We start from the raw sequence: 26,241 nt of genomic DNA on the forward strand, positions 1-26,241 counted from the left end.
CGGCGAGGCCGGTCCGATTCACCCTCACCGAGGCGGCCCCCACCGTCACCCTCAGGTGAGCATTTCGGCGGGTGAAACCCCGAATTCGGGCGTCCGGTCGCCGACGCTTAGAATTGGATCATGACGCAATCCCAGAGCACACAGGTGCCCCCTGTCCTCGTCGTCGATTTCGGCGCGCAGTACGCCCAGCTCATCGCGCGACGCATCCGCGAAGCCGGCCTGTACTCGGAGATCATCGCCCACGACGCGCCCGCGTCCGAGTTCGCGGCGAAGAACCCCGTGGCCATCGTGCTCTCCGGTGGCCCTTCGAGCGTCAATGACGCCGCAGCGCCGAACTTCGACACCTCCGTGTTCGACCTCGGCGTGCCCACAATGGGCATCTGCTACGGCTTCCAGCTCATGTCGACCGCCCTCGGCGGCCGCGTGGCCAAGACGGACAAGCGCGAATACGGATCGACCCCGGTCTCCGTGACTGCCACCGGCGCACTCCTGGCCGAGACCCCCGAGAACTACAAGGTCTGGATGTCCCACGGGGACTCCGTCGCCGAGGCGCCCGCCGGCTTCGACGTCCTCGCCTCCACCCCGGACACCCCGGTCGCGGCCTTCGAATGCGCGGCGAAGAAGTTCGCCGGCGTGCAGTGGCACCCCGAGGTCCTCCACTCGGAGAACGGGCAGAAGATCCTCGAGAACTTCCTGTTCAACGTCGCCGGCCTCACCGCCGACTGGACGAACGAATCCGTCATCGACGAGCAGGTCGAACTCATCCGCGCTCGCGTCGGAACCAAGAAAGTCATCTGCGGCCTGTCCGGCGGAGTCGACTCCTCCGTGGCCGCAGCCCTCGTCCACAAGGCCATAGGCGACCAGCTCACCTGCGTCTTCGTCGACCACGGTCTGTTGCGTCAGGACGAACGCGTCCAGGTCGAGAAGGACTACGTCGACTCGATCGGCGTCCGCCTGGTCACCGTCGACGCACGTGAGCAGTTCCTCTCGCAGCTCGCTGGGGTCACCGACCCGGAGGAGAAGCGCAAGATCATCGGCCGCGAGTTCATCCGCACCTTCGAGTCCGCTGCCGCCGACCTCGTGCTCGAGGCTCAGGAAGGCGACGGCGAAGAGATCGCCTTCCTCGTCCAGGGCACCCTCTACCCCGACGTCGTCGAATCCGGCGGGGGATCGGGCACTGCGAACATCAAGAGCCACCACAACGTCGGCGGCCTGCCCGATGACATCCAGTTCCAGCTCATCGAACCCCTGCGCGCCCTGTTCAAGGACGAAGTCCGCGCCATCGGCCGCGAACTCGGCGTGCCCGAGGTCATCGTCTCCCGCCAGCCGTTCCCCGGCCCCGGCCTGGGCATCCGCATCATCGGCGAGGTCACCGAGGAGCGCCTGAACATCCTGCGTAAGGCCGACGCCATCGCCCGCGAAGAGCTGACGAAGGCCGGCCTCGACGGAGAGATCTGGCAGTGCCCGGTCGTGCTCCTCGCCGATGTCCGCTCCGTCGGCGTCCAGGGCGACGGCCGCACCTACGGCCACCCCGTCGTGCTGCGCCCGGTCTCGAGCGAGGACGCGATGACCGCGGATTGGACGCGCATCCCGTACGACGTCCTGTCCGTGATCTCCAACCGCATCACCAACGAGGTCGACGACATCAACCGCGTCGTCCTCGACGTCACCTCGAAGCCTCCGGGCACCATCGAATGGGAGTGATCCTCCACGACCGTTGAGGGAGCACTGCGCACGTGAACGCGCGGATTCCCTCGCCGAGGCGGCCTCGACCGTGACCCCGAATACCGCTCCTGAACACCGTTCAGTTACAGTGGGAGGGTGCTCGAGGCCGCCTCGGGCGTCCCCGATCCCGTCGGGGAGGATCACGACCAATGGAGTACTCATGACACCGACCCACAGCACCACCTCGGCGGGGATCACCCGTCCTCGCTCGGCCGGCAGCGATATCGCCCTCGTCGCGGTCTTCGCAGCGATGCTCGCGGCCTTTGCGATGATGCCTCCTGTTCCGGTGGGTCCCCTCGGCGTGCCGATCACTCTGCAGACCTTCGCGATCGCCCTGTGCGGGATGGTGCTCGGACCCTGGCGCGGATTCGCAGCCACCCTGCTCTATGTCGTCCTCGGTCTCGTCGGACTCCCGATCTTCTCGGGAATGCGCGGCGGAATCGGCGTCCTCGCAGGTCCGAGCGCCGGCTACATCCTCTCCTTCGCGCTCTACGCTCTCCTCGCCGGGCTCATCGCCCGCTGGGCCGTGCGCCGCTTCAGCGGAATGAAGCTCGGCGTGGTGCTGTTCCTCGGCGGCTTCGGCGGCAGCCTCCTGCTCAACCACCCGCTGGGCATTCTCGGCATGTCGATCAACGGCGATCTGCCGCTCGGCGTGGCTGCGGTCGCGGACCTCGCCTACTGGCCCGGTGACATTGTGAAGAACATCCTGGCCGCCTCGGTGGCGGTGCTCATCCACCGTGCATTCCCCGACGTGCTGCGCCGTCGCGGCATCAGCGTCGAATCGGTGTCGGCCGGGCAGGCACAGGGCGCGAAGTGACTCGTGAGATCCGGTTGAGCGACGTCGGCGTCGGAGTCCTCGACGACGGACCCGACGGCGATGTCGTGCGCCCGATCCTCCAAGACGTCAATCTCACCCTCACCGAGGATGTCGTCGCCGTCATCGGTGCCAACGGCTCGGGGAAGTCGACCCTGCTGCAGCTGTTCAACGGGCTGGTCACCGCGAACGCCGGAGAGGTCCTCGTCGACGGTTTCGACCCGCGCCGGCAGGCGGCGAAGGTGCGCTCAATGGTCGGCTTCGTCTTTACCGATCCGGCCGCGCAGCTGGTCATGCCGACCCCGATCGAGGACATCGAACTGTCCCTGCGCAAGTCCGTGCCCAAACGCGAACGGCGGGCAGCGGCACTGGCGGTGCTCGACGAGCTCGGCATCGCCGACCTGGCTGAACGCAGCGTCTACGAACTCTCCGGCGGTCAGCGTCAGCTCGTGGCACTGGCCGCGGTGCTTGCGGTGGATCCGCAGATCCTCGTCCTCGACGAGCCGACGACCCTGCTCGACCTGCGCAATAAGGAGCGGCTGCGCGTGCATCTCCAGGAGCTCGTGGACAGGCGCGGGGTGCGCATCGTCCTCACCACCCATGACCTCGAGTTCGCGCAGATCGCCCAGCGCGCGATCGTCGTCGACGACGGTCGGATCGTGGCCGATGCCGCCCCCGCCGAGGCGGTCGCCGCCTACCGGAATCTCATCATGAGCGATACGCCATGAGTGGGAAACGTCCTGTCGGGGCCGGTCATACCGGCGTTGGTGCCGGTGACACCGGAACGACGTGGCGGAAGCACGCCGGCATCAAGGCCCGACCGCAGCTCTTCGGGAAGGTGGCGCATCCTCGGGGATGGCTGCATGCAGTGCCGACGGGAGTGAAGCTGGCGGTGATCGCCGTGATCGGCATCGTTGCGCTCATCTTCCGTGATGCGGCGATCAACTGGTCGATGTTCGCTGTCCTCGTGGTCCTCGGCTTCACCGCCCGGCTGCGGGTGAAGCACTTCCTGCGCACATGGATCTATGTGGCGGTGCTCGTGGCGATCGTCATGGGGTTGCAGTACTTCTTCGGGTCCATGGAGTCGGGGCTGGCTGTCGGCGGGACCGTGTTCGCCTGTGTGCAGGCGGCCCTGATCCTCACCCTGACGACGTCGGTGGCGCAGCTGCTCGACACGTTCACGGTGCTGGTCTCGCCCTTGCGGTTCTTCGGCGCGAACACCGAGGCGATCGCACTGACAGCGAGCCTCATGGTCAGGGCGATCTCCCATATCTCCGGTCTGCTCGGCGAAGCCGAACGCGCAGCCCGGGCCAGGGGACTGGACTCGAGCATCAGGGCCCGAGTGGTGCCGGCGATCCTGCGGTCTGTGAAATACGCGCAGGACACCGGTCGGGCCCTCGACGCTCGCGGCATCGTCGACTGAACCGCCCCCGTCGGTCGTGTCAGGACCGCCCCATAGAGTGTTCGGCACATCATCGGATGAGAGCAATGCTGCTCGAAGAGAGCAGCGTTGCCGGATGAGAGCGGAGATATGTCGAGCCCAAACCTGCGGTCACCTGCACTGGAGAGGTTCTACCTCGCCGCTGCCCCGAACCCGATCGCGTTCATCGACGAGTCGATGAGGCAGCCGACAGGCGCGGCGGAGGGCACCTTCTCTCGAACGCGGTTGGGTCCGGCGGAGGTCTCGTTATATCAGATGGCCGCGGTCATCTTCTCTCATGCGCGCTTGGATTCCATTCGCGAGCGATTGGTGGAAGTGGCCGACGGAACCTACTGGCATACGAACAAGAAGTTCCGCGGAAGCGACTTCGACCGCGGTGACATCGTCGAGATGGTCGAGACGATCACCGAGGAATCGGTGTGGAATGTCATTGCTGTGAAGATGCCGTTGGCGGGCAGTTCTCAGGGCGACATTGCGAGGGCCAGGGCGCTGTGTCTCGACCGGCTCGTCCGTAACCTCACGAGCGGTACCGGAGAGGGGGCTGTTCGGGGGATCGTCGCTGACAACAATAGGGATCAGAGACTCAACCGTGCAGATGAGCGGGTGGTCGATAGTTTGCGGAGGACGGGCGCGATTCACCCTGGTGTCGCCTTCACTCACGGCGGAATGGCGTTCGAACCGTTGTTGTGGTCAGCAGACGCGATCTCATGGGCGATGCAACGTGACATCGCGCGCGATGATGTCAGATTCATCGAGCCGGTTCTGCAGGAAGGCAAGTTGACGGTCATCAATGCTATCGACGGAAAGCTCTTGAATATGAAGCACCCCCTGGGTGCTTCCGCATTCGCCAGGGGGCCGTCTTCCCAAAGGCCGGGATTATCCGGTAGCCCGGGGCATGACGTTGCTTCATCTTCCAGGATACCAGCGCGTTATGCGGTCGACAACGGCGCGTTGTTTGCTCCCGGCCAGTCGGTGGGCCATGATCTTCTGCGCCAGATCCGCGCCTTGGGCGAAGCGGCTCGACGGAAGGCAGGCGGTTGAAACGATAGGTCCGTGAATATGAAGCACCCCCTGGGTGCTTCCGCAAAAACCAGGGGGCCGTCTTCCCAAGGGCCGGGATTATCCGGTAGCCCGGGGCCTGACGTTGCTTCCTCTTCATTATATCGATGCCGCCTTCGGCGGACAACGGCACTCCACTGCTAGCCGTCGCTCCGGTCTCAGTCGGCATTGAGCCTCGACTCAGCGGACCAACTGGAGTCAGGAGTAACCTCGGCGGAAGAGGGAATCAGCCCCGCACGAACCGAAGGAGACATGATGACCGGCACCGAGAACACAGTCCTGTTGGCCATGGACTTCCAGAACGGCATCGCCGGGGACGACGCCTTCGCCTCGACCGGTGTGCTCGAACGCGCACGTGACGCCGTCGCCGCGGCCCGCAGCCACGACATCCCCGTCGTCTGGGTACGAGTGGCGCTGCGCGAGGGGCATCCGGAACTGTCGGCAACGGCATCGTTCGCGCAGATCGCCGCCCACGGCGACCTTGACGAGACCCATGCCTCGACGAGCATCCACGACACCCTTGACCGGCATCAGGGCGAGCCGATCGTGACCAAGCGTCGCATCAGCGCCTTCACCGGCAGCGATCTCGAGGTGCTGCTGCGCGGCTACGGGGCATCGTCTCTCGTGCTCGCCGGAGTCGCCACGAGCGGTGTCGTGCTCTCGACGGTGCGCCAGGCCGCCGATCTCGACTTCGAGCTCACTGTGCTCTCCGACGCCTGCGCCGACCGCGACCCCGAGGTCCACGCGGTGCTCACCGAGAAGGTGTTCCCCAAGCAGGCGACAGTGGTCACCGTCGCCGACTGGACGGCCGGCCTCGCCTGAGCTCGGCATCTGAAGGCTCGCGCGCGCCGACCGCTCACCTCGGCGCCCAGCGCTCACCGTATAGCTTGATACAGCGGCGGTAACTTGAGCGGTCGGCGAAAGGGCCGGAAGCTGACCTGCGCGATCGCCTCAGTAGGGCAGTGGATTCTCCAGTCCGGAGTTGACCATCGAGCTGAATCCGCGGCCGAGCACCTGCGGGGCTGGATTCTCGATCGCCCGCGAATAGTGGCCGACGAGCTGTGAGCACACGCTCTTCCAACTCCTGGCCTGCACCTGCTCACGACCGGCGACCCCGAAGGCCCGCCGTTTCGCCTCGTCGCCGAGGAGGTCCGCCGCATGCGCTCGCATGGCACCGAGATCCTTCGGGGTGTAGAGCCACCCGGTGCGCGAGGAGTCGACGAGGTCGAGTGGGCCGCCTCTGGCGGGAGCGATGACCGGCACCTCGGAGGCCATGGCCTCCTGAATCGTCTGGCAGAAGGTCTCGAGCTCACCCGGGGCGACCATGAGGTCGAAGCTCGCCACAGCTTGGGCGAGGGCATCCCCGCCGAGGAACCCGGTGAAATGAGCCTCCGGCAGCAGCCGCTGCAGACGCGTCCGCCAGGGGCCGTCACCGACGATGACGACTTTGGCCCCGGGCAGATCGGTGAGCGCGGCAAGGTCCTCGACCTGCTTCTCCGCCGCCAACCTGCCGACGAAGCCGATGATCTTCTCTCCGTTCGGGGCCACGGAACGACGCCAGGCCTCGGATCGGTGACCCGGGTCGAAGCGGGAGGAATCGACCCCACGGACCCACAGGGCCACCTCGGCGACACCGAGTCCTTCCAACTGATCGATCGTGTACGACGATGGGGCCAGCGTCAGGGAGGAATGCTGATGGATATTGCGGACGTGGTTCCACAACATGGCCTCGAGGCCGTGCATCCCATACCGGGCGGCATAGGCGGGAACCTCGGTCTGATAGATCGCCACGGTCGGCAGATTGAGCGCCTGGGCGGCCAGCACCCCGCGCCAACCGAGGACGAACGGGCTGGCCAGGTGGACGACGTCCGGGGCAAAGCGCTGCAGCAGCCGGCGGATGCGGGTGACGCCGCCAGGTGCGACGCGGATGCGCCGATACTTCGGCAAGGCGATCGAGGGGACCCGGACGACGCGGGCGCCTGCGACCTCCTTCGGACCGTCCCTGCGAGTGCCCGGAGCGATGACGAGGACCTCGTCGCCGCGGTCGGCCAGATGGTCGAGGACCCGCAGGAGTGAGTGGGTGACCCCATTCATATTGGGGAGGAAGGATTCTGCAATGATCGCTACTCTCACGGCTTCCAGCTAAGGCCCGCCGAGTGACGAACGCATGACCCGAAGGCGACAGGTCGGCGACATCTGGCCGAAATCGGTCCGCACTCTCTGCGGTGACTGCAGAATGCCGGGGCCGGTGTCCGGGCGCGGTCCTTCTCGGTGACTCTTCTCAGCCGCCTCGGTGTCCGGATGATGACCTGTTCGCGACGATTCTGAACCCCGCGTAAACTGAGGTGTCGGAAATGCTCACGCAGCACATAGAACGAGGGGAATGACCGTGGTCTGGTTCATCGTCGGCGGTTGCGTACTCGCCGCCCTCATCATCCTCTTCATCGTCCTCACCGTCCTGCGCTTCAACCAACTGTCCATGGCTCGGTCGCTGTGCGACGAAGCCAAACGCCAGCTCATCGGCGAGATCCGCGCCCGCCACGCACTCGTGCCCGCCTATATCGGCACGCTCCAACAGATCGCAGGCCAAGACCTGTCCAGGCTCGAACTCGCGCTCGCCTCCGCCGAACGCGCCCCCTTCGACCACCGCGGCGCCGCAGCCGAAAATGCCCTGACCGATGCCGTCAACGACGCCGCGCTCATCCCCGCGGCACTGACCGAGCGGTCCCTGACCTCGGACTATGCCCGTTCCCAGCAGGCAGCGGTCAATGAAGAGATCGACACGACGATCCAACTCCTGCACGGTCAGCTGCAGGTGCTCACCGAACGGATCCTCGCCGGCGCCCGGTTCTACAACACGAACGTCGCACGCTATCACCAGCAGCGGATGCGCCCGTTCTCACGTTTCTTCGGCAGAGTCTTCAAGGCCCGCGACCCATTCACCGAGGCGATCGATGACGATGGCGACCACGGAGTGGCGGGCCCCGCCTCGGCGAGGATGACCCCATGACCCGCTTCCGCCTCGACCTGGGCTACCGCGGCACGGATTTCCACGGCTGGGCCAAACAGCCGGGCCTGCGCACGGTGCAGACCGCCGTCGAATCCGGGCTGGAACGGATCACCGGCACCGAGGTGGCCACCGTCGTCGCCGGGCGCACCGACGCCGGCGTCCACGCGCGACGCCAAGTCGTCCACATCGATCTGAGCGATGCGGCGATCGAGAAGCTCATCGGCCAGTCGAATCGATCCGCCGAGGTGGCACTGCTTTCGCGTCTGCGCGGAGTCCTCGCCGCTGGTGAGTTCCACGACATCGTCGTCCACGCGGTGGCCGAGGTGTCCGAGGATTTCGACGCGCGGTTCTCTGCCCTGTGGCGGTCCTATCAGTATCGGTTGGCCGATCACCGCTCCTTCATCGATCCGCTGCTGACCCAGGTGACACCACGTCATAAGGGCGAACTCGACGTCGAAGCCATGGCCGAGGCCGCGAGCGAGGTCCAGGGACTCCATGACTTCCTGCCGTTCTGCAAACCTCGGGAGGGAGCGACGACGATCCGCACCCTCCATGAACTGCGAGTCGTGCGCGATCAGGATGCGGTGATCACCATCGATCTGCGCGCCGACGCCTTCTGCCATCACATGGTCCGAGCGCTCGTCGGCGGACTGATCAAGGTCGGGTCCGGAAATTGGGCGGTGACCCGCCCGGCCGAATTGATCGCCGAGGCGGACGCCGGGCTGACTCCCGATGTGCCAATGTTCGTCACGCCCGCCGAAGGCCTCGTCCTCACTGAAGTCGGCTACCCGGCGCCCGAGGATTACGCGGCGCGGAATGCCCAGACGATGGCCCGCCGCGACCAGGAATAAGGCCGCACTCTCGCGCCGTCAATCAGGACATCTGTCGTGATTATGTGAGAATTCCTCTTTCCAGGTGTGAGAATCCTGTGTAGATTCACATGTAAGTAACTTTTAGTTCGCATTGGCACTGCAGGATGGAATCCGTCTTCATCCCCTTATGCACGGTTGATGTGCGCCCGACTGACTGATCGAAGGAACTGAATACATGTCGAAAGTTGTGACCAAAGTGCTGGCCACGGGCGCCGCAGTGTCGATGCTGACACTGCCGGGGCTCACGCCGGCCATTGCGGCACCTTCCCTGGGAAACGGAAACGCACCTGAAGACAGCGCCACATCACCGAGCGAATCGGCTCCCGCGAACCCCGACGAGTCGGCGAACGAAACGTCAGCAGGCGGCAGCTCCGCGACGTCGGAGAATGACGCCACCGACGAGCAGGATTCCGGCATTGATGCTCAGGCTGCACCCGAGGGGACTAAGGTCCAGCTGCTCAATATCACCGACTTCCACGGACGCATCTCCGAGGCAGGCACTCAAGTCGCCTCAGTAGTCGAGGAAGAGCGAGCGAAATTCGGCACCGGCGGCGACAACATGGGCACCGGGGTTCTGTCGACCGGTGACAACATCGGCGCTTCGACCTACACTTCCTCGTCGCAGAACGACAAGCCCACCCTTGACGTCCTCAACGCCATCGGCGTTCAGACCTCGGCTGTCGGCAACCACGAATTCGACAAGGGCATCGATGACCTCACGGGACGTGTGAGCGATGCAGCAGATTTCCCATACTCGGCGGCCAACGTCTACGACAAGGGAACAGAGAACGTTGTCGACGGCCTCGACGAATACTCCATCGTCGATGTCGGGGGAGTCAGCATCGCCGTCATCGGAGTCGTCACCAAAGACACCGCTTCGCTCGTCTCACCGGACGGAATCGCCGACCTCGAATTCGGCGATCCCACGGACGCCGTCAACCGTGTCGCCGAGGATCTCGAGAATCTGCCCGAGGACGAACAGCCGGATATGACGGTTGTGGAGGCCCACCTCGGTGCGTCATCGACCGAGAGCCTCGAGGACGCGAAAGCGTCGAACGCCGAGTTCAAGAAGCTCGTCACGGAGGCCGATGCCTCGGTCGACGCCATGTTCACCGGTCACACCCACATGCCGTATGCCTTCGAAGCCCCTGTGCCCGGCGAACCCGACCGGACTCGTCCCGTCATCGAGGCCGGCAGCTACGGCGAATACGTCGGGCAGGTGACCATGAGGGTCGATGGGAACAGCAACTGGCAGGCCAGCGGCATCGACCTCATCGACACCGAGGACAAGAGCTATGACTCCGAGGTCGTCGACAAGGTCGCCGGCATCATCAGTGACGCAGAGGAGAAGGCCAAGGACCTCGGTTCCGAGGTCACCGGAACGATCAGCGAGGACATCACTCGAGCGACCAAGGACGGCGAAGAAGACCGCGGTGCCGAGTCCACGCTGGGCAACCTCGTTGCCGATGCGCTCAAGGAAGGTGTCGAGGAGACCCAGCTGGAAGAAGCTGACTTCGGTGTCACGAACGCTGGCGGACTGCGCACCGACCTGCTCTGCGACCAGATCTACAACAATGAGGACAAGTGCGAAGTCACTGTCGCCGAACTCAACGGGGTGCTTCCCTTCGCCAACGACCACGGCGTTGTGACGTTGAAGGGTGAGGACGTCATCGGCGTGTTCGAGGAACAGTGGCAGCCCGACGATGCGTCGCGCCCGTTCCTCCACCTGGGCGTCTCCGATGACGTCGACGTCGTCTACGACAGCGACGCGGACAAGGGCGAGCACGTGAAGTCCGTCAAGGTCGATGGCGAGGAGATCGATCCGAACAAGGACTACCGGGTTGCGACGCTGAGCTTCCTCGCCGCTGGTGGTGACAACTACACCTCCTTCGCCAAGGGCGACTTCGAACAGTCGGGACTGACCGACTTCGAGACCTGGGAGAACTACTTCAACAAGCACCAGGCCGAGGGCGAGGACGTTGCCCCGGACAAGAACGAACGACAGGCCGACGCGGCCAAGGACGTCATCGACAATGGTGAGCTGACCGCCGAGTTGACCGGGCCTAAGGCCATCAAGCCGGGCGAGAGCGCCGAGTTCGTGCTCAAGACGGATGCGAAGTCCGAGGTCTCCGGTCCCGTCGACGTCACCGTCGACCTGCCGGATGGCTATACCGCCGAGGCGGCCGCACAGTCCAAGGCCCAGTCGGCTACCGCCGGCGTCACCAAGGGCAAGGCTCCCGAGGTCAGCGCCGAAGCGGCCGCCAAGACGATCACTCTCGACTCGATTCCGGCGGGGGAGTCCGAGACTCCTGTGACCGTGACCGCGCCGAAGGACGCCTCCGGTGAAGTGACCGTCAAGGTCACCGTGCAGGCGAATGTCGAAGGTCCGTGGTGGGATGACAACCCTCTGCCGCTGGCTCACGAATTCGAAGCCACCGTTGCAGTCGGTGACGACGCAGATGCTTCGGCCGGTGATGACGGTTCGGCCGACGGCGGCAACGCCGACGGTGGTGCAGCTGATGGCGGCAGCGCCGATGGCGGAGACAACGCCGCCGGCGGATCGGACGGTTCGTCGAATGCCGGTGGCGGAGCCGACGGTGCGAATGCGTCTGCCGACGGTGGTTCGGCCGATGGTTCCGGGGCCGACGCGAACGGTTCGAAGGACGGCGGCGACCTGCCGCGCACCGGCTTCGAGACCTTCAACATCGTCGCTGCGGCTCTGGCTCTCATCGTCGCAGGCGGCACAGCGGTCACGATCGTCCGCCGCCGCAAGCTGAGCATCCAGAGCTGAGCCAGCAGTAGTCGATCACGTGGCGTAGCTGATGCTGAAAGGCGGGGCCGGAGAGTTCATCTCTCCGGCCCCGCCGCTGTTTCCAGGTGCGTGCTGAGGCTACTGGTGTGTAATGCCGTCGGAGTCGGCGTCTGAGATCTCAGCCTTGCCAGCTTCGCCAGCCTCGTCGGCCTTGGCATCGGCCTCGTCGGCTTTGGCGTCGGTGTCTGTGGTCTCGCTACCGGTAACGGTGGCCTCCGCCGCCGGAACAGGCGGGAAGCTGGCGCGGAAGGTCTCGAGGTGAGTGAGCACCGGGACGAGGAAGAGAATGCCGACGGCCGGCACCACGATGCCCGAATCATTGATGACGGTGCCGACTCCCAGCAGGATCGCCAGGCTGATCATCGCCGCACGCAGCAGCGGGATCCGTCGATAGGTGTCCTGGATTCCGTGCAGGCGGAAGCGCGCAGGATCGAGCGCCATCCAGAACACGCCGATGATGATGAGCGGCAGCACCAGAGTCATCCACGACTGCGTGAGGATGTCGATGTTCATCCCGATCTTGCGGGCCAGCACACTGAGCGCCTGACCGCTGATGATCGAGTCGAAGAACCGCCCGAAGTGCGTACGCTGGTCGGCCGGGCGCAGCCAGTCGAGAAACAGCACGGTGAGCATGACGAAACCGGCGATGCCCACCGTCAGGCCCAGACGTTTGAGCGAAAACCGGATGCTCGCCGCGGCCAGCACGAGGTAGGCCACTCCGATGATGAGAGTCGGCACGGATCCGAACTTAGTCCCCAGACCAGGTGCGGCGAGGATGACGCAGGACACGAGCACGGGAAGAGTGACGATGAGGACGCGATGCAGCGGCTTGGTCACCAGAGACGCAAACCCGGCGACCGCCAACAGCAGAGCACAGCAGTACAGCGCCAACGCCGAGTTCCCGATCCCATAGAACCGGGAAGCGATGAGCAGCGGCTCACCCAACAGGGTCGACATCTGCAGCTGGGACCCGGTGACGACGTCGTAGGCGAGCACCGCGACGGTCACCGTGGACACGAAGAGCACGGGCCCGAACTTGTGCCGCCGCCACGGGCCGAGCAGCGCCAGCACTCCAAGCAGCAGCGCCCACCCCGCCAGCGCACCGAGCATCGCGATGTCCGGGTTCGTCGCACGCTCCCACGGCACGGTATTGACTAGGTACGTCGAGATCGGCATCGCAGCGAACACGACACCGAGGCGGTACGCCCCGGAATGGACGAGCTCCCGGTGGTTCTTCCGCATGAACCACGCCAGCCCCAGCAGCCCGACCATGAGCACGGCGACGACGGGGAAGAACCACGTTGACAGATCGTTCTGCGTCTTCACCGCCACCTGCCGGTCGAGCACGGCCTGATAGCGCGCATGCCAATCGGATCCATGCGCCCCCGAAGTCATCGGCGCACCGGCCGCATTGTCCATCTCCTCGGCCCCGGACAGAGCCACGAGCGTCGGCGCCAGATCGGGCACCTGCACCAGGCCGGGCTGCCGCGTTGACGAGGATGTGAGCAGTCCTGCGGACTCGCCCGGCTCGACCATCATCGTCGCCTGCATCGACGATCCCTCATGCGCGCCGTCGGCAATCGAGGAGAACACTACGGGAACGCGACCCTCGCCGAGGCGGTTCGGCCGATCCGCACTCATCCACCCGGTCGATTCGAGGATGTCCCCGACCTGGGCATCGAGATTCTTCAGCGAGTAGCCGTCGGCGGCGGTATTGCCGAGGTCGACGAGGGTGAGCTGACCGTCCGCGGCCGAGTTCGCGACGTCCTTACCCAGGTCCGAGCCGACGGGCGACCAGTTCTCGACGTGGCCGGAGGGGGTGGCGGCGGCGATCGCGGCACCGTTGCCGAAGGCGCGGATATCGGGCACTGCCTCGGCCAGCGCCCCGAGGGATGCATCGTAGTTGTCACCGCGTGCCACCTGTGCGTACACGTCCCAGTCGGCGACCCAGCCGTCGAGGGGTGATGCCGGTTCGCGGCACTGATCGCGGGGTTCGTCGGCAGCTCGCCGTCCGGATCCGAGTCCCAGCCAGCCGTCGACCGGGCAGCTCGTCGCGCGCACGCTGCGCGGCGTGATCGTCCCGATCTGCCCGCCCTTCATCATCACCCACAGATTCGGTGTGGTGCGCGGATCGAGGTCCTCGAAGCTGAACCCGGAGACGTTGATCGATACGACCCCGGGTTTCGCCGAGGCGGCCCCACCGTCATCGTCTCCCGCGGCCGGGGCCGCCTGCCCGGCTTGGGGCAGGCCGAGGACGAAGAGGGCGATGGCCAGGATCCCGAGGAGAACCCGGACGGCGGGCGAGGTCACGGAGGTTCTCATCGGTGAGCCTCCTCGGCGTGTTCAGCACTGAGCGCCAGCAGGAAGGGCAGAAGAACCATGGCTCCGGTCGAGGGCACGGCGACACCCGAATCGGTGAGCACGAGCCCGACGCCGAGTCCGGTGGCGGCAGCGAGGAAGCCGAAGTGCAGGTCGGAATCCGCGAAGAGCTGGGGGAGTCGTCCCCGCCATTTGTTGACCAGGCGTCCGGTGCGGCTGCCGGCGTGGACGCGGGGGAAGTGGAGGAGGTAGCGGAGGAAGACGAGGATCGCGATGGCCGCGAGCGGGGTGACGATCGCCAGGGCCGGGTTGATCTGGATGATGTGGAGGTTCGCGCCGAGCTTGCGGCCGACGACCTGCAGGGCCTCACCGGTAACGATCTGGTCGAAGAACGTGCCGAAGTGCGAGCGTGCTCCGGCCGGGCGCAGCCAGTCGAGGAAGGCGATGCCGATGAGGATCGCCAACGATGCCACGCCGATCAGCGCAAGGCGGAGGAGAGTCAGACGGATCTTCGACAGCAGCGCGAGCAGGACCATGAGGCCGGCGAGGATGGCGATCGTGCCGCCGAACTTCGCACCCCAGGACGGGTTGCCGGAGACGAACACGGCGGCCAGTCCGACGACGATCGGCACGGCGAACACGGCTCGGCGATGGCCGCGCGCCCGCAGCCAGGAGACTGCGATGCCTAAGAAGATGAAGAGGCTGACGATGAAGATCGCTGCACCCTGATTGCCGAGGCCGTAGTAGCGGCCGCCGACGATCGGGTTGTAGCCGAGCAGCGAGTTCGCCTGCAAATGGGACCCGGTGGCCAGATCGGTGGCGAGGATGAGCAGGTTCGCCCCGGCCAAAGCGCCGACTCGGCCCCGCCAGGTCCGACCCCACGGTGGGATGAGAGCGAGGACGAACAGAACGGCGGCCGTGCCGACGACCGAGAGGAACAGACCGAGCCCGGGCTCAGCAGTCCGCGACCAAGGGACGAGCCCGGCGAGGAACGCTCCCATCGGCAGAGCCGCGATCGCCAGGGATGCCCAGCCGAGGAATCGGTGGACGTGGGGAGCCAGGGTGGCGCCGCCTCGGCGACCGAGGATGGAGCGGTTGAGCAGGATCGCGCACGCGATGAAGAGGACGTAGAAGATGACGTCGAGGGTGATGGAGAACGTCGAGAGGTTCTGGTGGATCGTCGTCGATTTCTGCGCCTCGGCGACGAGATCGTCGATGCGTTTCTGCGGATCATCATCGGTGGGGGTGGAATGGAAGCCGACGGCGCGCGGGGAATCGACGTCGAGGACATCGAGGATGCCCGGAGCCAGATCGGTGATCTGCAGCAGCCCCGGGGTGCGGGTCGTCGCCGAGGACAGGGACCCGGGTTCGAAGCCGGGACCTGCGGCGATGAACGCCCGCAGCTGCGGCAGACCGGAACTGTCTCCGAGGCCCGCGACGATGATCGTCGGATCGGCGGCCCCGTCCTTCGCGTTGTCGTCCATTTCCTGCAGACGCGCGCCGAGGCGGCGGTCGGCTTCGGCGACGCGGGTCTCCCGATCGAAGTTCGGCGGAACGGTATAGGAGTAGTTCGGGATCGGGTCGAACAGCCAGGAGCGGATGCCGACCGCACCGAGATCGACGACGCCGAGGCGGCAGTCCGTGGCCGTCGCATCCTCCGTGAAGTTCGTCACCACTCCGTTTTCGTCCGCGGCGGCATAGGCGGCGCCGGGACCTTCGGCCGCAACGCAGGGTTCGAGCAGGGCATCCTCATCGGCTGCGTCGGTGCCGGCGGGAACTGCCTTGCCGGCTTCGGCAACGGTGCGTGCGAGCATTCCATAGTCGACGGAGTACCCGGAGCCGACATTGGGCTCCTTGACCGCGTCGAAGCCCTCGATCCGCGCCGTCGTCGTCCCGGCTACGGATTCGTCGGCATGAGCTTCATCACGCTTCGCCGCGTCGTTCGCCGAGGCGGCCCCGGAGTCCGCGGAATCGTCGTCGACGTTCGTGGTGGGGGAGATCATGGTCGGGCAGCGGGCCGAGTCATCGGGGTCGGCATCCTCGGCGACGGGGGAGGGTCCGGCCTGCGCACGGGCGCCCGCGCCGAAGGACAGCCAACCGGAAGCCGGGCAGGTGGCCGAGCCGATCGTGCGCACGTTGAGGTTTGCGGCCGCGCCCTCGGAGAGCAGGCGATAGAGGTTCGGAGTGCGCTCGGGATCGATATCATCGATGGTCAGGCCCGGAATGCCGAAGACGACCGTCTGCCCGGCTGGGGCTCTGCTGGTGTCCGCGGACTGCGTCGAAGCGGGATCGGTCGGATCCTGCGCCGAAGGGGCGTTCACCTCGGCAGCTGAGTCGTCTGTCGACGTCGACGCTGAAGCGGTGCCGAGTCCGAGGCCTGCCATCAGGAGCCCGACCAGGAGACCCAGCATCAGGATTCTCAATGCGGGAAGTCGGAAGAGCAGGCTGGAGTGAGTCGGCACAGATCAATACTATCGGCTCAGGTTTCAGCTGGGCCTGAGACCGCTCTGGGCGTTTGCTCCCCAGGCCCGACGCCATGTATATTTGATTGTCGTTGTGTGTGCTTGTCGCACTCCCTTACATAGCCTCATGCGTTGCAGGCCCGTAGGTGAGGGGAATGCGTCGATAGGTTCACCCGATTGAAGACAACCAGCGCTCGAGACCCATTGAACTCACGACTCGATGAGGGCCCGGCGCTGCACTGAACAAGATACGAAAAGAAGGCTACTTTTGCGTACGTACACAGCTAAGCCCGGTGACATTGAGCACCAGTGGCACGTCATTGACGCCACTGACCAGGTGCTCGGTCGCCTTGCCGCGCAGGTTGCACGCCTCCTGCGCGGCAAGCACAAGACCACGTTCACTCCGAACGCCGACACCGGTGACTTCGTCATCATCATCAACGCCGACAAGGTCGCGCTGACAGGTGCGAAGCTCGAGAAGAAGCGCGCTTACCGTCACTCCGGTTACCCGGGTGGCCTCAAGAGCGTCAACTACGCCGAGCTCCTCGCCACCCACCCCGAGCGTGCAGTCGAAAAGGCTGTCGCCGGTATGGTCCCGAAGACTCGTCTCGGACGTGCCCAGATGCAGAAGCTGAAGGTCTATGCAGGTGCCGAGCACCCGCACGCCGCTCAGAATCCGCAGCCGTACGAACTCAGCCAGGTCGCGCAGTAAGCGCCTGAGCTCTAGACATACCGAGGAGAACCGTGGCTGATACCACCAACGCGACAGAAACTGTCGAAGAAGAGATCACCGAATACACTTCCGAGACTCCCGCATCCGCTGGCCTGGGCGAAAGCACCGCCGGTGGACGTGGACAGTCCCTGACCGCCCCCGGCAACGGAGTGGGCCGCCGCAAGCAGGCAATTGCTCGCGTGCGCCTCGTCCCCGGCACCGGCGAGTGGACCATCAACGGACGTACTCTCGAAGAGTACTTCCCGAACAAGCTGCACCAGCAGCTCGTCAACGAGCCCTTCACCCTGCTGGACCTGGGCGGACGTTTCGACGTCATCGTCCGGATCTCCGGCGGTGGACCCTCCGGCCAGGCCGGCGCCGTCCGCCTGGGCGTGGCTCGTTCGCTCAACCAGATCGACGCGGAATCCAACCGCGCCGAGCTGAAGAAGGCCGGATACCTCAGCCGCGATGCTCGCGTTCCTGAGCGCAAGAAGGCCGGTCTCAAGAAGGCCCGTAAGGCACCTCAGTTCTCGAAGCGCTGATCTCGCTGGCGAACCGACTGCGGCTGGTCTGCCACTGAGTCGCAGTCATCGACAGTTCAGCTTCATGAACATGAGAATGCAATGCGGTCCCGAACCAAGTTCGGGGCCGCATTTCTCATATCCGGACACATTTCGCACGGTCACTGACGTGGCCGTGGCAGCTGTGACCATGCCGCCACCACGATCACCGCGGTGGCGGCGGTCGTGGTCGGCCGCCTCGGCGAGGATGCCCAGGCGCTTCCAGCGGATCGACTAAGATCGACTCCGACATTGACGAAAGGATCCCCGCATGTCTCGACTCTTCGGCACCGACGGAGTGCGCGGACTGGCCAATCGCGACATCACGGCCAAACTCGCCCTCCAGCTCTCGGTCGCAGGTTCACGCGTGCTCGCTCGCGACTGGAAAGGCGAGAAGCGCCCCTTCGCCGTGGTCGGACGTGACACACGTGTCTCCGGCGAATTCCTCTCAGCCGCACTGAGCGCCGGCATCGCCTCCACCGGAGTCGACGTCCTCGACGCGGGAATGCTGCCGACCCCGGGCATCGCTCAGGTCGTCAAGGACACGGGTGCCGCCTTCGGCGTCGTCATCTCCGCCTCCCACAACCCCATGCCCGACAACGGGATCAAGTTCTTCGCCGCCGGCGGAACGAAGCTCGACGACGCTGTCGAAGACGAGATCCTCGAAATCTTCGACCAGGACTGGGACCGCCCCACCGGCTCGGCCGTCGGTCGCATCTCCCGCTACCCGGCCGCCGCCGATGAGTACACCGAACACCTCGTGCGCTGCGTCGATGCTGAGAACGTGCGCCCGCTGTCCGGACTCAAGGTCGTCGTCGACTGCGCCCACGGTGCCGCCTCCATCGTCGGACCCGCCGCACTGCGTCAGGCCGGTGCCGAAGTCATCGTCTCCGCCGCCGAACCCGACGGCTTCAACATCAACGACGGTGTCGGATCGACCCACCTCGAACCGCTGCAGCGCCTCGTCGTCGAAACCCAGTCCGACCTGGGCGTGGCATTCGACGGCGACGCCGACCGCTGCCTGGCCGTGGACTCCCTGGGACGCGTCGTCAACGGCGACCAGGTCATGGGCATCCTGGCCATCGGGCTCAAGGAGCTCGGCGAGCTGCGCGGGAACACCCTCGTCACAACCGTCATGTCGAACCTGGGGCTGACACAGGCGATGGAGAAGTACGGCATCAAGACCGTGCAGACCGCCGTCGGCGACCGCTACGTGCTCGAACGGATGATCGCCGACGGGTACGCGCTCGGCGGGGAGCAGTCCGGCCACGTGCTCATGCTCGACCACGGCACCACCGGTGACGGTGTGCAGACTGCCCTGCACCTGATGAAGCGCATGGCCGACGCCAAGCGCACCCTGGCCGACCTCGCCGCGGAGATCCCACAGCTGCCGCAGGCACTCGTCAACGTCAAGGGCGTCGACAAGAACAACGTCGATCATCCGCAGGTCGCCGCCGAGGTGGCCGCCGTCGAGGCCGAGCTCGCCGACACTGGCCGTGTGCTGCTGCGCGCCTCGGGCACTGAGCCGCTCATCCGCGTCATGGTCGAGGCCGCCACCGAGGATGCCGCCACCGCCCAGGCCGAACGCCTGGCCGCGTCGGTCAAGGAGCACCTCGCGCTGTAACGTCTCTCCGGTCTCAGTCAACGCGAAACGCGAAAAAGTCGTCACTAGTGACGACTTTTTCGCGTTTCGCGTTGATTGAGCCTGTGGAACTGAGTCGGCCGTTATCCACAGGCCCGGTAGTGACCGTTGTGGTCGGCCACCCAGCTCCGGAATGCTTGAGGGATGTTCGCGTGTCTGACTTCCGCAGAACTCAGCGCGGCCGGATTGAGTTCCCACCAGCTGCGAATAGCTGAGCGTTGCTGCCTGAGAAGAGTCCGACGGGGCGTCTACGTTGTGACATCGGTCTGCGCCGAACCGACACATCGATTCATCGCCGCTGTTGGTGCAGGGCCGGGGACGACTCTGCCGTGTGAATCGGCAGGGACTATGAAGCGCGATGAGGATCTGCGCATCCTCGTACGATCCTATGTCGATGATTGTCCCGAAGGAGCAGCGTTCTCTCACCGCAGCGCCCTGATCATTCACGGCTTGCCGATCCCGTATTTCGAGAACGGTGCACCTCTTTGCGCAGAGTTCGTCCATCCGGAGGTCGGAGTGCGGCGTTCATTCGTCCACATCAGGAAGAGGCCGCTCGAGGGAAGCACTGAGGTCGTCAACGACTTTCGAGTCACCACCTTGCCTCAGACACTTCTGGACGTCGCCCGGGACTACCCACTGGCGTTCTCCGTCGCAGCTGTGGACGCAGCGCTTCGTAGAAATCTCATCTCGGTTCGAGAATTCGCAGACTACTGTGCTCACAATCCGGTGAGAACGCGGCAAGGTCGCATTGATGCAGTCATCGCGAATGCTGACGCGCGACGGGAATCCGTGGCCGAATCGATCACTGCAGTCCGATTCGTCGAATACTCGATTGCGGGTTTCGAGCCGCAGGTAGTCATTCGAGATGAGAGAGGGGATTTCGTCGCGCGGACCGACTTCGCCAATCCGAAGGCGCGGGTCGTCGCTGAATTCGACGGGGCCGGGAAGTACTACCTCGACGGTGCCGACCCGAAACGTGCCTTCGAGCTTGAGCGTCGCAGGGAGTATTCCCTGCGCAATCTTGGCATTCAGGTCTTCAGGATCACTTGGAGGGACCTTTTCAGAGGCGACCTCTTCCTGCGGATCAAGGACAGCGTCAAACGACGCAGCGGATGAACGGTCTCAGGCGGGAAACCTGCGGACCTCCGTGGGGTGGTGACGAGCCTGAGAGCAGAGCTGCGGGGGGAGGGAAGTGATGGTGCTCAGTCAGTCGATGTGCAGCAGGCCTCCGCCAGGCAACGCGAAGCTCGGAAAAGTTGTCACTGGCGACGACTCTTTCGCGTTTCGCGTTGACTTAGGGGCGGGCCGGGCGGAAGAAACATCCGGAGCAGCTTCGGCAACCGATCGGCATCACGCAAACCCCGTTGAGAGCGCAGACGTAAGTGCGATGTAAGCGTCGTTTGGGAGCATCGAGGCATCCGACGGCGGATCAGAGTCGACTGTCGTCGGATGAGAACCTCATCTCTTCCAACGATCGGAGATTCATGACTCTGCAATCACACACGGTCCTCACCGAAGTCAGGAGTGAGGACTCCGTCGATCCTGCTGTGCGCCTTGCGGCGATGGTCGGTTCGACCGTGATCCATCTGCCGGGCGATTCGGGCTATGACGAGGCGCGGACGCTGTGGAACACAGCGGTCGATCTGCGTCCCGCCGCAGTTGCCGAACCGACTACCGCTGCCGAAGTGTCGGCTGTGGTCACGGCCTCCAGCCAGCTCGGATACCAGGTCGCACCGGTGAGCACCGGCCACAACGCCGGCCCGCTCGTCCAGCACGACCTCGCTTCGACCGTCCTGGTCAAGCTTGATGCCATGAACGGGATCGAGATCAACCCCTTGACCGCCATGGCACGAGTTCAGGGCGGTGCCCTGTGGGGTGATGTCACCGAAGCGGCCGGTCGGCACGGACTGGCCTGCCTGCACGGATCGTCGCCCGACGTCGGCGTGGGCGGGTACCTCCTGGGTGGAGGCATCTTCCTCTACGCGCGCCGGTTGGGCATGGCCACCAGCGGCCTCACCGCTGTCGAAATCGTCCTCGCCGACGGCGAACTCATCCGCGCCGACCACACTCAGCACCAGTCGCTGTTCTGGGCATTGCGTGGGGGTGGCGGCAATTTCGGCATTGTCACTGCTTTCGAATTCTCGCTCTACCCACTGGAGACCGTGCACGCGGGAATGATGGTCTGGGACATCGACGACGCTGACCAGGTGCTGCGGGCCTGGGCAGAATGGGCTCCGACCGCGCCGCACGAGATCACGACGTCGATGCGCATCCTCAACCTTCCGGACGCACCGGGCATACCCGAATCGGTGGCTGGCCGTCCCGTCGTCTGCATGGACGGGGCTGTCTTGGCCGATAAGAAGCGTGCGCGAAGGGTGCTGGCACCCCTGCGCGAACTGTCCCCACGGACTGACACCTTCGCCCAAGTGCCGCCGAGTTCGATCACTCGGCTCCACATGGACCCGGAAGGGCCGACACCGGTCACCGGGGACACTGCACTGCTGGGACGCCTGACGGACGAGGCCATCGATGCGTTCCTCAGCCAGGTCGGTGCCGGAACGGAGAATTCTCTGCTCTCTGCCGAACTGCGTCAGCTCGGCGGTGCTCTGGCCAGGAAGCACCCCGACGGAGGTGCGCTCAGCCGGATGGATGGGAGCTTCCTGCTGTTCGGAGCGGCGATTGCCGACACACCTGAGAACGAAGCCCGGGGCAAGAAGGATGCGAACGACCTGGTCCGGGCCATGTCGCCGTGGAGCACCGGGCGTCAGTATCTCAACTTCGCCGAGGAGCCCGTCGACGTCGGAGACAACTATGGCGCTCGCGAGTGGCTGACGCTGACCCGGGTCAAGAGCGCATACGATCCGGAGAATGTGTTCGCTGCGAACCATCCTGTGCCGCCTGCTTAGCCCGGAGCCCCGTACCGTCACCCGGTCCGCTATGGACCGGGGACGGTGTCGGGAAGTCGATGCGACGATAGAAGGACTGGGCTTCCTGCCGGTGGCGGAGAGCGGAGGAGGTGTCTCCCATCTGCTCTTCCGCCTCGGCGAGGCGTGCGGCGGCTTTTCCTGCGAACAGCCAGCAGCCGGACCAACGGGCGAGCTCGAGACCCGCTCGCGAGTGCACGATCGCAGTCTTCGGTCGGCCCCACAGAAGCTGTGCCTTCGCCATCGATGCATGGGCGCTGGCCGCCAGCGGGAAGCGCATGTCCTCGTGGGCGAACCGGAGCACGGTCCGGTACCAATCGAAGCATTCGGCATCGCCGTTATCACGCATCGAACAAGCGATATCGAGCAGGATCGGGCCCACATCGGCTTCGACGGCGTCGTGTCGAGCCATGTTCCAGGCAGTGAGGGCTCCGGTGACGGCGTCGTGATGCCGACCGGTCCGCCGGTCGATCTGGCTGCGAGTGCGCCACCACATGACCTGCCGTGCCTTGGGGCCAGTCGGTTCGCCGGCCGCCGCCAGTGCGTCCTCGGCTCGGCGCAGGCGCGACATGTGAGTGAGGACGAGGGCACGGATGATGTGGAGCGTCGCATCGGTGCCCGTCGTCCGCTGGTCGAGTCGCGACGCCTCACCGAGGAGTCGCAGGGCACGGCGCAGGTCTCCTGTCAGCGCCATGACCGCCACCATGTCGCGGAGCAGGATCGCACACAGGTTCTCGTGTCCCAGTCCGGAGTGAAGTGCTTCCAAACGCTCCAACAGCGACAGTGCTTCACTGTGACGGCCCTTTGCCATGAGGATATAGGCGAGCTCACGGCGCAGAACCGATCCGCGCATCGTCGGATCCGCCTCATCCTCGGTACCGGGGGTGAGATCACCGGCGGGGTCGATGACTGCGAGGTTGGACCGGATCTCCTCTTCGCGATTGTGGACGAGCATTCGCTGGGTGTGGAGCAGGTCCGGACTCGGATCGAGTCCCAGTTCCTCGAGGGAGCGGTGCACCTCGTCGAATGCTCCGGGCAGTTCTGTCTCCTGACCCGTCTGCTGCAGGGCCGAGACTCTGAGGAACTGAGCGTGCTCGTTCTCCGGGTGCTCATGCGTCAGGCGAGTGAGCAGCTTCAGGGCAGTGTTCCCTTCGCCGAACTCCAAATGGAACTCGGCGCATCTTTCCCGAATCCGGGTGTGCAGGTCGCGGAGTTCGGACTGCCAGTCCGCCGTGCCCGGCAGGTCGACGTCGGGAAACGGTTCTCCGCCCCATTGATCCGCGGCCGCCTCGAGGCACCGCAGTGTTTCGAGGTCATGGTCGGGCATATCGTCGCCGAGGGCGGTTCGGGCACTGTGTTCGAAGCGCCACGCATCGACGGAGTGCTGGCTGAGATCGAGCCTGTAGCCGTTCGGAGAGCTGAGCAGAATGCCGTTTCCCAGCTGTTTGCGCAGACGGTGGATCTGGACGTGCATGCGAGTGGCGACACGTTCGGACCACTCACCCGGCCACAGTGCTTCGACGATGAGCGATGCGGGCGTCCAGGCGCGGAGCCGTAGAACCAACAGAGACAGCAGGGCTCGCTGAGTGCGTCCCTGTACTCCGCGGGCCACACCATCATGGAGAATCTCCACGCGCCCCATTACACGCAATTCCATCGGGACATCGTAGAGTCTCGCTGAATCAAGCGGAATACCTCGACGAACCTCACGAACTTTCAGGCTGCTCGCGGCCACGATAGACCAGGCAGCAACGGCGGTCACCGCTCATGTCACGCGAAACTCAGAAAAGTCGCCGCCAGTGACGACTTTTTCGAGTTTCGCGTTGACTGAGGGGGAGCGAGTCCGTCAGCTCGAGGCGAACTGGGTGGCGTAGAGCTCGGCGTAGCGGCCGCCGCTGCCCACTAGCTCCTCGTGGGTGCCCTTCTCGACGATGCGACCGGCCTCGACGACGAGAATCGTGTCGGCCTGCCGGATCGTCGACAGGCGGTGTGCGATGACCAGAGCTGTCCGTCCGTGCATCGCCTGGGCCAGAGCCCGCTGGATCGCAGCCTCATTCGTCGAATCCAACGCCGAGGTGGCTTCATCGAGCACGACGATCTCCGGAGACGCCAGCAGCATCCGAGCAATGGTCAGCCGCTGACGCTCGCCACCGGAGAGTCGGTACCCGCGCTCGCCGACGACCGTGTCCAGGCCATCGGGCAGAGCGTCGATGACTCCGGTCAGCTGCGCCCGGTCGATCGCGTCGAGCATCTGCTCCTCTGTGGCATCGGGGCTGACGAGCTGGAGGTTGGCGCGAATCGATTCGTGGAAGACATGACCGTCCTGGGTGACGACGCCGACGGCCTCGCGCAGATCGGCGAATGACAGGTCTCTGACATCAACTCCGCCGATGGTGATCTTGCCGCCCGTGACGTCGTAGAGCCGCGGCAGAAGTGAGGCGATCGTCGACTTTCCGGCACCCGAGGAGCCGACGAGGGCGACGGTGTGCCCGGCGGGAATCGTGAAGCTCAGGTCATGGAGAACCTGATCGCCGCCGCGAGAGTCGAGCATGGAGACGTCCTCGAGACTGGCCAGGCTGACCTGCGAGGCACTGGGGTAGGCGAAGTCGACGTGATCGAACTTCACGTCCAGCCCACCGGCGGGCAGAGCTTTCGGCTGCGAGGGCTCCTTGAAATAGGGCACAAGATCGAGGATCTCGAAGACGCGCTGGAACGACACGACCGCGCTCTGGATGTCCAGGCGTGCGTTGGCGAGCATCGTCAGCGGTGTGTAGAGGCGGGTCAGCAGCAGCGCCAGGGTCACGACCTGACCGGCGTTGAGGTTGCCGAGCACCGCTTGTGCACCACCGACGCCGTAGACCAGCGCCAGCGCCAGGGCAGAAACCAGAGTCAGCGAGGAGACGAACGTCGACTGCAGCATCGCGACCTTGACCCCGATATCGCGGACCTGACCGGCGCGGTCGGCGAACTCCTCGTTCTCCTTGCGGGGATTTCCGAAGAGCTTGATCAGCGTGGCACCGGCTGCGGAGAACCGCTCGGTCATCCTCGTCGACATGTCGGCAGAGTTGTTCGCGGCCTCGAACTGCAGGGACGCGAGTCTTCCGCTGAGCATGCGAGTGGGGACGATGAACAGCGGCAGCAGGAGAATCGACATCACTGTCACCTGCCAGGAGATCGTGACCATGACGCCGACGGTCAGAGCCAGAGAGACGAAGTTAGACACGATCCCCGACAGCGTGTTCGAGAATGCCCGCTGTGCACCGATGACATCCGTGTTCAGGCGGGAGACCAGAGCGCCGGTGCGCGTGCGATTGAAGAACGCGATCGGCATCGACTGCACATGGTCGTAGACGGCTGTGCGCAGATCGAAGATGAGCCCCTCGCCGATCCGTGAGGACAGGTACCGGTTCGTGATCGAGATGGCCGCATCGGCAATGGCCAGCCCGCCGATGGCCACGGCCAGCCACACCACGGTGGAGACGGGGCCGCCGCCGGTGATCGCGTTGACGACGTCGCCGGCGAGCACCGGGTTGAGCACGCCGATGACGGCGGTGAGCACGGAGAGGATGAGGAAGACGATGAGCTTGCGCTTGTGCCTGCTGGCGTATCCGGCGATCCTCTTATAGATGCCCGGCTGGATGGTCGTCTGCGGGGTCTTCTTGTTCTTGACCGTCGAATACATCAGACGATGCGCGGAGGGCATGCTCATAACGGGGTCCCTTTCTGCTGCCGAATCGACCGCTCGGGCGCGAGCCGCATCCACGTGGATGCGAAGGCCATATCCGAGCGGACGCGCAAGTCGCAGCCGCACAGATGAGGCGCATCCGCACAGATGCGCCAGGGCTCTCGCCGATGCAGGGATCGCCCGCATCCGGTCGCCGTCGAGGGC

At 65.1% G+C, this 26,241-nt stretch carries 19 protein-coding genes; 14 read left to right on the plus strand and 5 right to left on the minus strand.

Translation table 11 applies throughout. From position 1 onward, the window contains the following. Positions 1-120: 120 nt before the first annotated feature. From guaA to BEP01S_RS11545, 6 genes are all read left to right on the plus strand, one after another. A complete protein-coding gene (guaA, locus tag BEP01S_RS11520; RefSeq protein WP_062243403.1) occupies positions 121-1,704 on the plus strand; it encodes a glutamine-hydrolyzing GMP synthase in 1,584 nt (527 codons plus the stop codon). Positions 1,705-1,885: 181 nt separating this feature from the next. Beyond that, a complete protein-coding gene (locus BEP01S_RS11525; protein WP_062243406.1) occupies positions 1,886-2,542 on the plus strand; it encodes a biotin transporter BioY in 657 nt (218 codons plus the stop codon). Further along, positions 2,539-3,267 carry an energy-coupling factor ABC transporter ATP-binding protein gene (locus tag BEP01S_RS11530; RefSeq protein ID WP_083532683.1) on the plus strand — a complete coding sequence of 243 codons (729 nt, stop codon included), beginning with the start codon at positions 2,539-2,541 and terminating at the stop codon, positions 3,265-3,267. Before BEP01S_RS11525 ends, BEP01S_RS11530 begins: the two co-directional genes overlap by 4 nt. Next, complete coding sequence (locus BEP01S_RS11535) at positions 3,264-3,962, plus strand: energy-coupling factor transporter transmembrane component T family protein (protein ID WP_244882203.1); 699 nt, start codon at positions 3,264-3,266, stop codon at positions 3,960-3,962. Before BEP01S_RS11530 ends, BEP01S_RS11535 begins: the two co-directional genes overlap by 4 nt. Before the next feature lie 108 nt (positions 3,963-4,070). After that, positions 4,071-5,021: a hypothetical protein gene (locus tag BEP01S_RS11540; protein ID WP_062243409.1), complete on the plus strand. Its 951-nt coding sequence runs from the start codon at positions 4,071-4,073 to the stop codon at positions 5,019-5,021. Between the two features lie 270 nt (positions 5,022-5,291). Further along, a complete protein-coding gene (locus tag BEP01S_RS11545) occupies positions 5,292-5,861 on the plus strand; it encodes a cysteine hydrolase family protein (RefSeq protein WP_244882205.1) in 570 nt (189 codons plus the stop codon). A gap of 129 nt (positions 5,862-5,990) precedes the next feature. Here the strand turns inward: BEP01S_RS11545 and BEP01S_RS11550 are convergent, their stop codons facing one another. Then, on the minus strand, positions 5,991-7,172 hold the full coding sequence (locus BEP01S_RS11550; RefSeq protein WP_174521231.1) for a glycosyltransferase family 4 protein: 1,182 nt from the start codon (positions 7,170-7,172) through the stop codon (positions 5,991-5,993). A 250-nt stretch (positions 7,173-7,422) separates the two neighbouring features. Here BEP01S_RS11550 and BEP01S_RS11555 point away from each other — a divergent pair, with 250 nt between their 5' ends. The 3 genes from BEP01S_RS11555 to BEP01S_RS11565 all read left to right on the plus strand — a co-directional run bounded on the left by BEP01S_RS11555 (position 7,423) and on the right by BEP01S_RS11565 (position 11,712). Continuing rightward, positions 7,423-8,049 (plus strand): LemA family protein, encoded by a 627-nt coding sequence (locus BEP01S_RS11555; protein WP_052239993.1) that lies wholly within the window; start codon positions 7,423-7,425, stop codon positions 8,047-8,049. Next, a complete protein-coding gene (gene truA, locus BEP01S_RS11560; protein ID WP_039209922.1) occupies positions 8,046-8,900 on the plus strand; it encodes a tRNA pseudouridine(38-40) synthase TruA in 855 nt (284 codons plus the stop codon). The genes BEP01S_RS11555 and truA overlap by 4 nt, the downstream gene beginning before the upstream one ends. 196 nt (positions 8,901-9,096) lie before the next feature. Continuing rightward, positions 9,097-11,712, plus strand: coding sequence for a bifunctional metallophosphatase/5'-nucleotidase (locus BEP01S_RS11565; RefSeq protein WP_062243415.1), 2,616 nt, complete (start codon positions 9,097-9,099; stop codon positions 11,710-11,712). A 99-nt stretch (positions 11,713-11,811) separates the two neighbouring features. Here BEP01S_RS11565 and BEP01S_RS11570 read toward each other — a convergent pair whose 3' ends face one another. Both BEP01S_RS11570 and BEP01S_RS11575 read right to left on the minus strand, forming a co-directional pair. Continuing rightward, positions 11,812-14,055, minus strand: a complete 2,244-nt coding sequence (locus tag BEP01S_RS11570) for a hypothetical protein (RefSeq protein WP_244882206.1) — start codon at positions 14,053-14,055, stop codon at positions 11,812-11,814. Next, entirely contained in the window at positions 14,052-16,463 is a 2,412-nt protein-coding gene (locus BEP01S_RS11575) for an alkaline phosphatase family protein (RefSeq protein ID WP_062243417.1), read from the minus strand. The genes BEP01S_RS11570 and BEP01S_RS11575 overlap by 4 nt, the downstream gene beginning before the upstream one ends. A gap of 319 nt (positions 16,464-16,782) precedes the next feature. On the opposite strand from BEP01S_RS11575, the gene rplM reads away from it, so the two are divergent. The 5 genes from rplM to BEP01S_RS11600 all read left to right on the plus strand — a co-directional run bounded on the left by rplM (position 16,783) and on the right by BEP01S_RS11600 (position 22,334). Beyond that, positions 16,783-17,226 carry a 50S ribosomal protein L13 gene (rplM, locus tag BEP01S_RS11580; protein ID WP_062243419.1) on the plus strand — a complete coding sequence of 148 codons (444 nt, stop codon included), beginning with the start codon at positions 16,783-16,785 and terminating at the stop codon, positions 17,224-17,226. Between the two features lie 32 nt (positions 17,227-17,258). Further along, entirely contained in the window at positions 17,259-17,768 is a 510-nt protein-coding gene (rpsI, locus tag BEP01S_RS11585) for a 30S ribosomal protein S9 (protein ID WP_025779545.1), read from the plus strand. A 289-nt stretch (positions 17,769-18,057) separates the two neighbouring features. Beyond that, positions 18,058-19,410, plus strand: a complete 1,353-nt coding sequence (gene glmM / locus BEP01S_RS11590; RefSeq protein WP_039209913.1) for a phosphoglucosamine mutase — start codon at positions 18,058-18,060, stop codon at positions 19,408-19,410. Positions 19,411-20,217: 807 nt separating this feature from the next. After that, on the plus strand, positions 20,218-20,544 hold the full coding sequence (locus BEP01S_RS16840; protein ID WP_157070565.1) for a putative endonuclease domain-containing protein: 327 nt from the start codon (positions 20,218-20,220) through the stop codon (positions 20,542-20,544). 368 nt (positions 20,545-20,912) lie between these two features. Further along, positions 20,913-22,334, plus strand: coding sequence for an FAD-binding oxidoreductase (locus tag BEP01S_RS11600; RefSeq protein WP_062243422.1), 1,422 nt, complete (start codon positions 20,913-20,915; stop codon positions 22,332-22,334). Here BEP01S_RS11600 and BEP01S_RS11605 read toward each other — a convergent pair. Next, positions 22,273-24,009 (minus strand): AfsR/SARP family transcriptional regulator, encoded by a 1,737-nt coding sequence (locus BEP01S_RS11605; RefSeq protein WP_083532684.1) that lies wholly within the window; start codon positions 24,007-24,009, stop codon positions 22,273-22,275. The genes BEP01S_RS11600 and BEP01S_RS11605 overlap by 62 nt on opposite strands. 189 nt (positions 24,010-24,198) lie before the next feature. Next, on the minus strand, positions 24,199-26,061 hold the full coding sequence (locus tag BEP01S_RS11610; RefSeq protein WP_062243427.1) for an ABC transporter ATP-binding protein: 1,863 nt from the start codon (positions 26,059-26,061) through the stop codon (positions 24,199-24,201). Positions 26,062-26,241 lie beyond the last annotated feature (180 nt).

Origin of the sequence: Brevibacterium epidermidis NBRC 14811, from assembly GCF_001570805.1 — a bacterium.
Classification (GTDB): Bacteria; Actinomycetota; Actinomycetes; order Actinomycetales; family Brevibacteriaceae; genus Brevibacterium; species Brevibacterium epidermidis.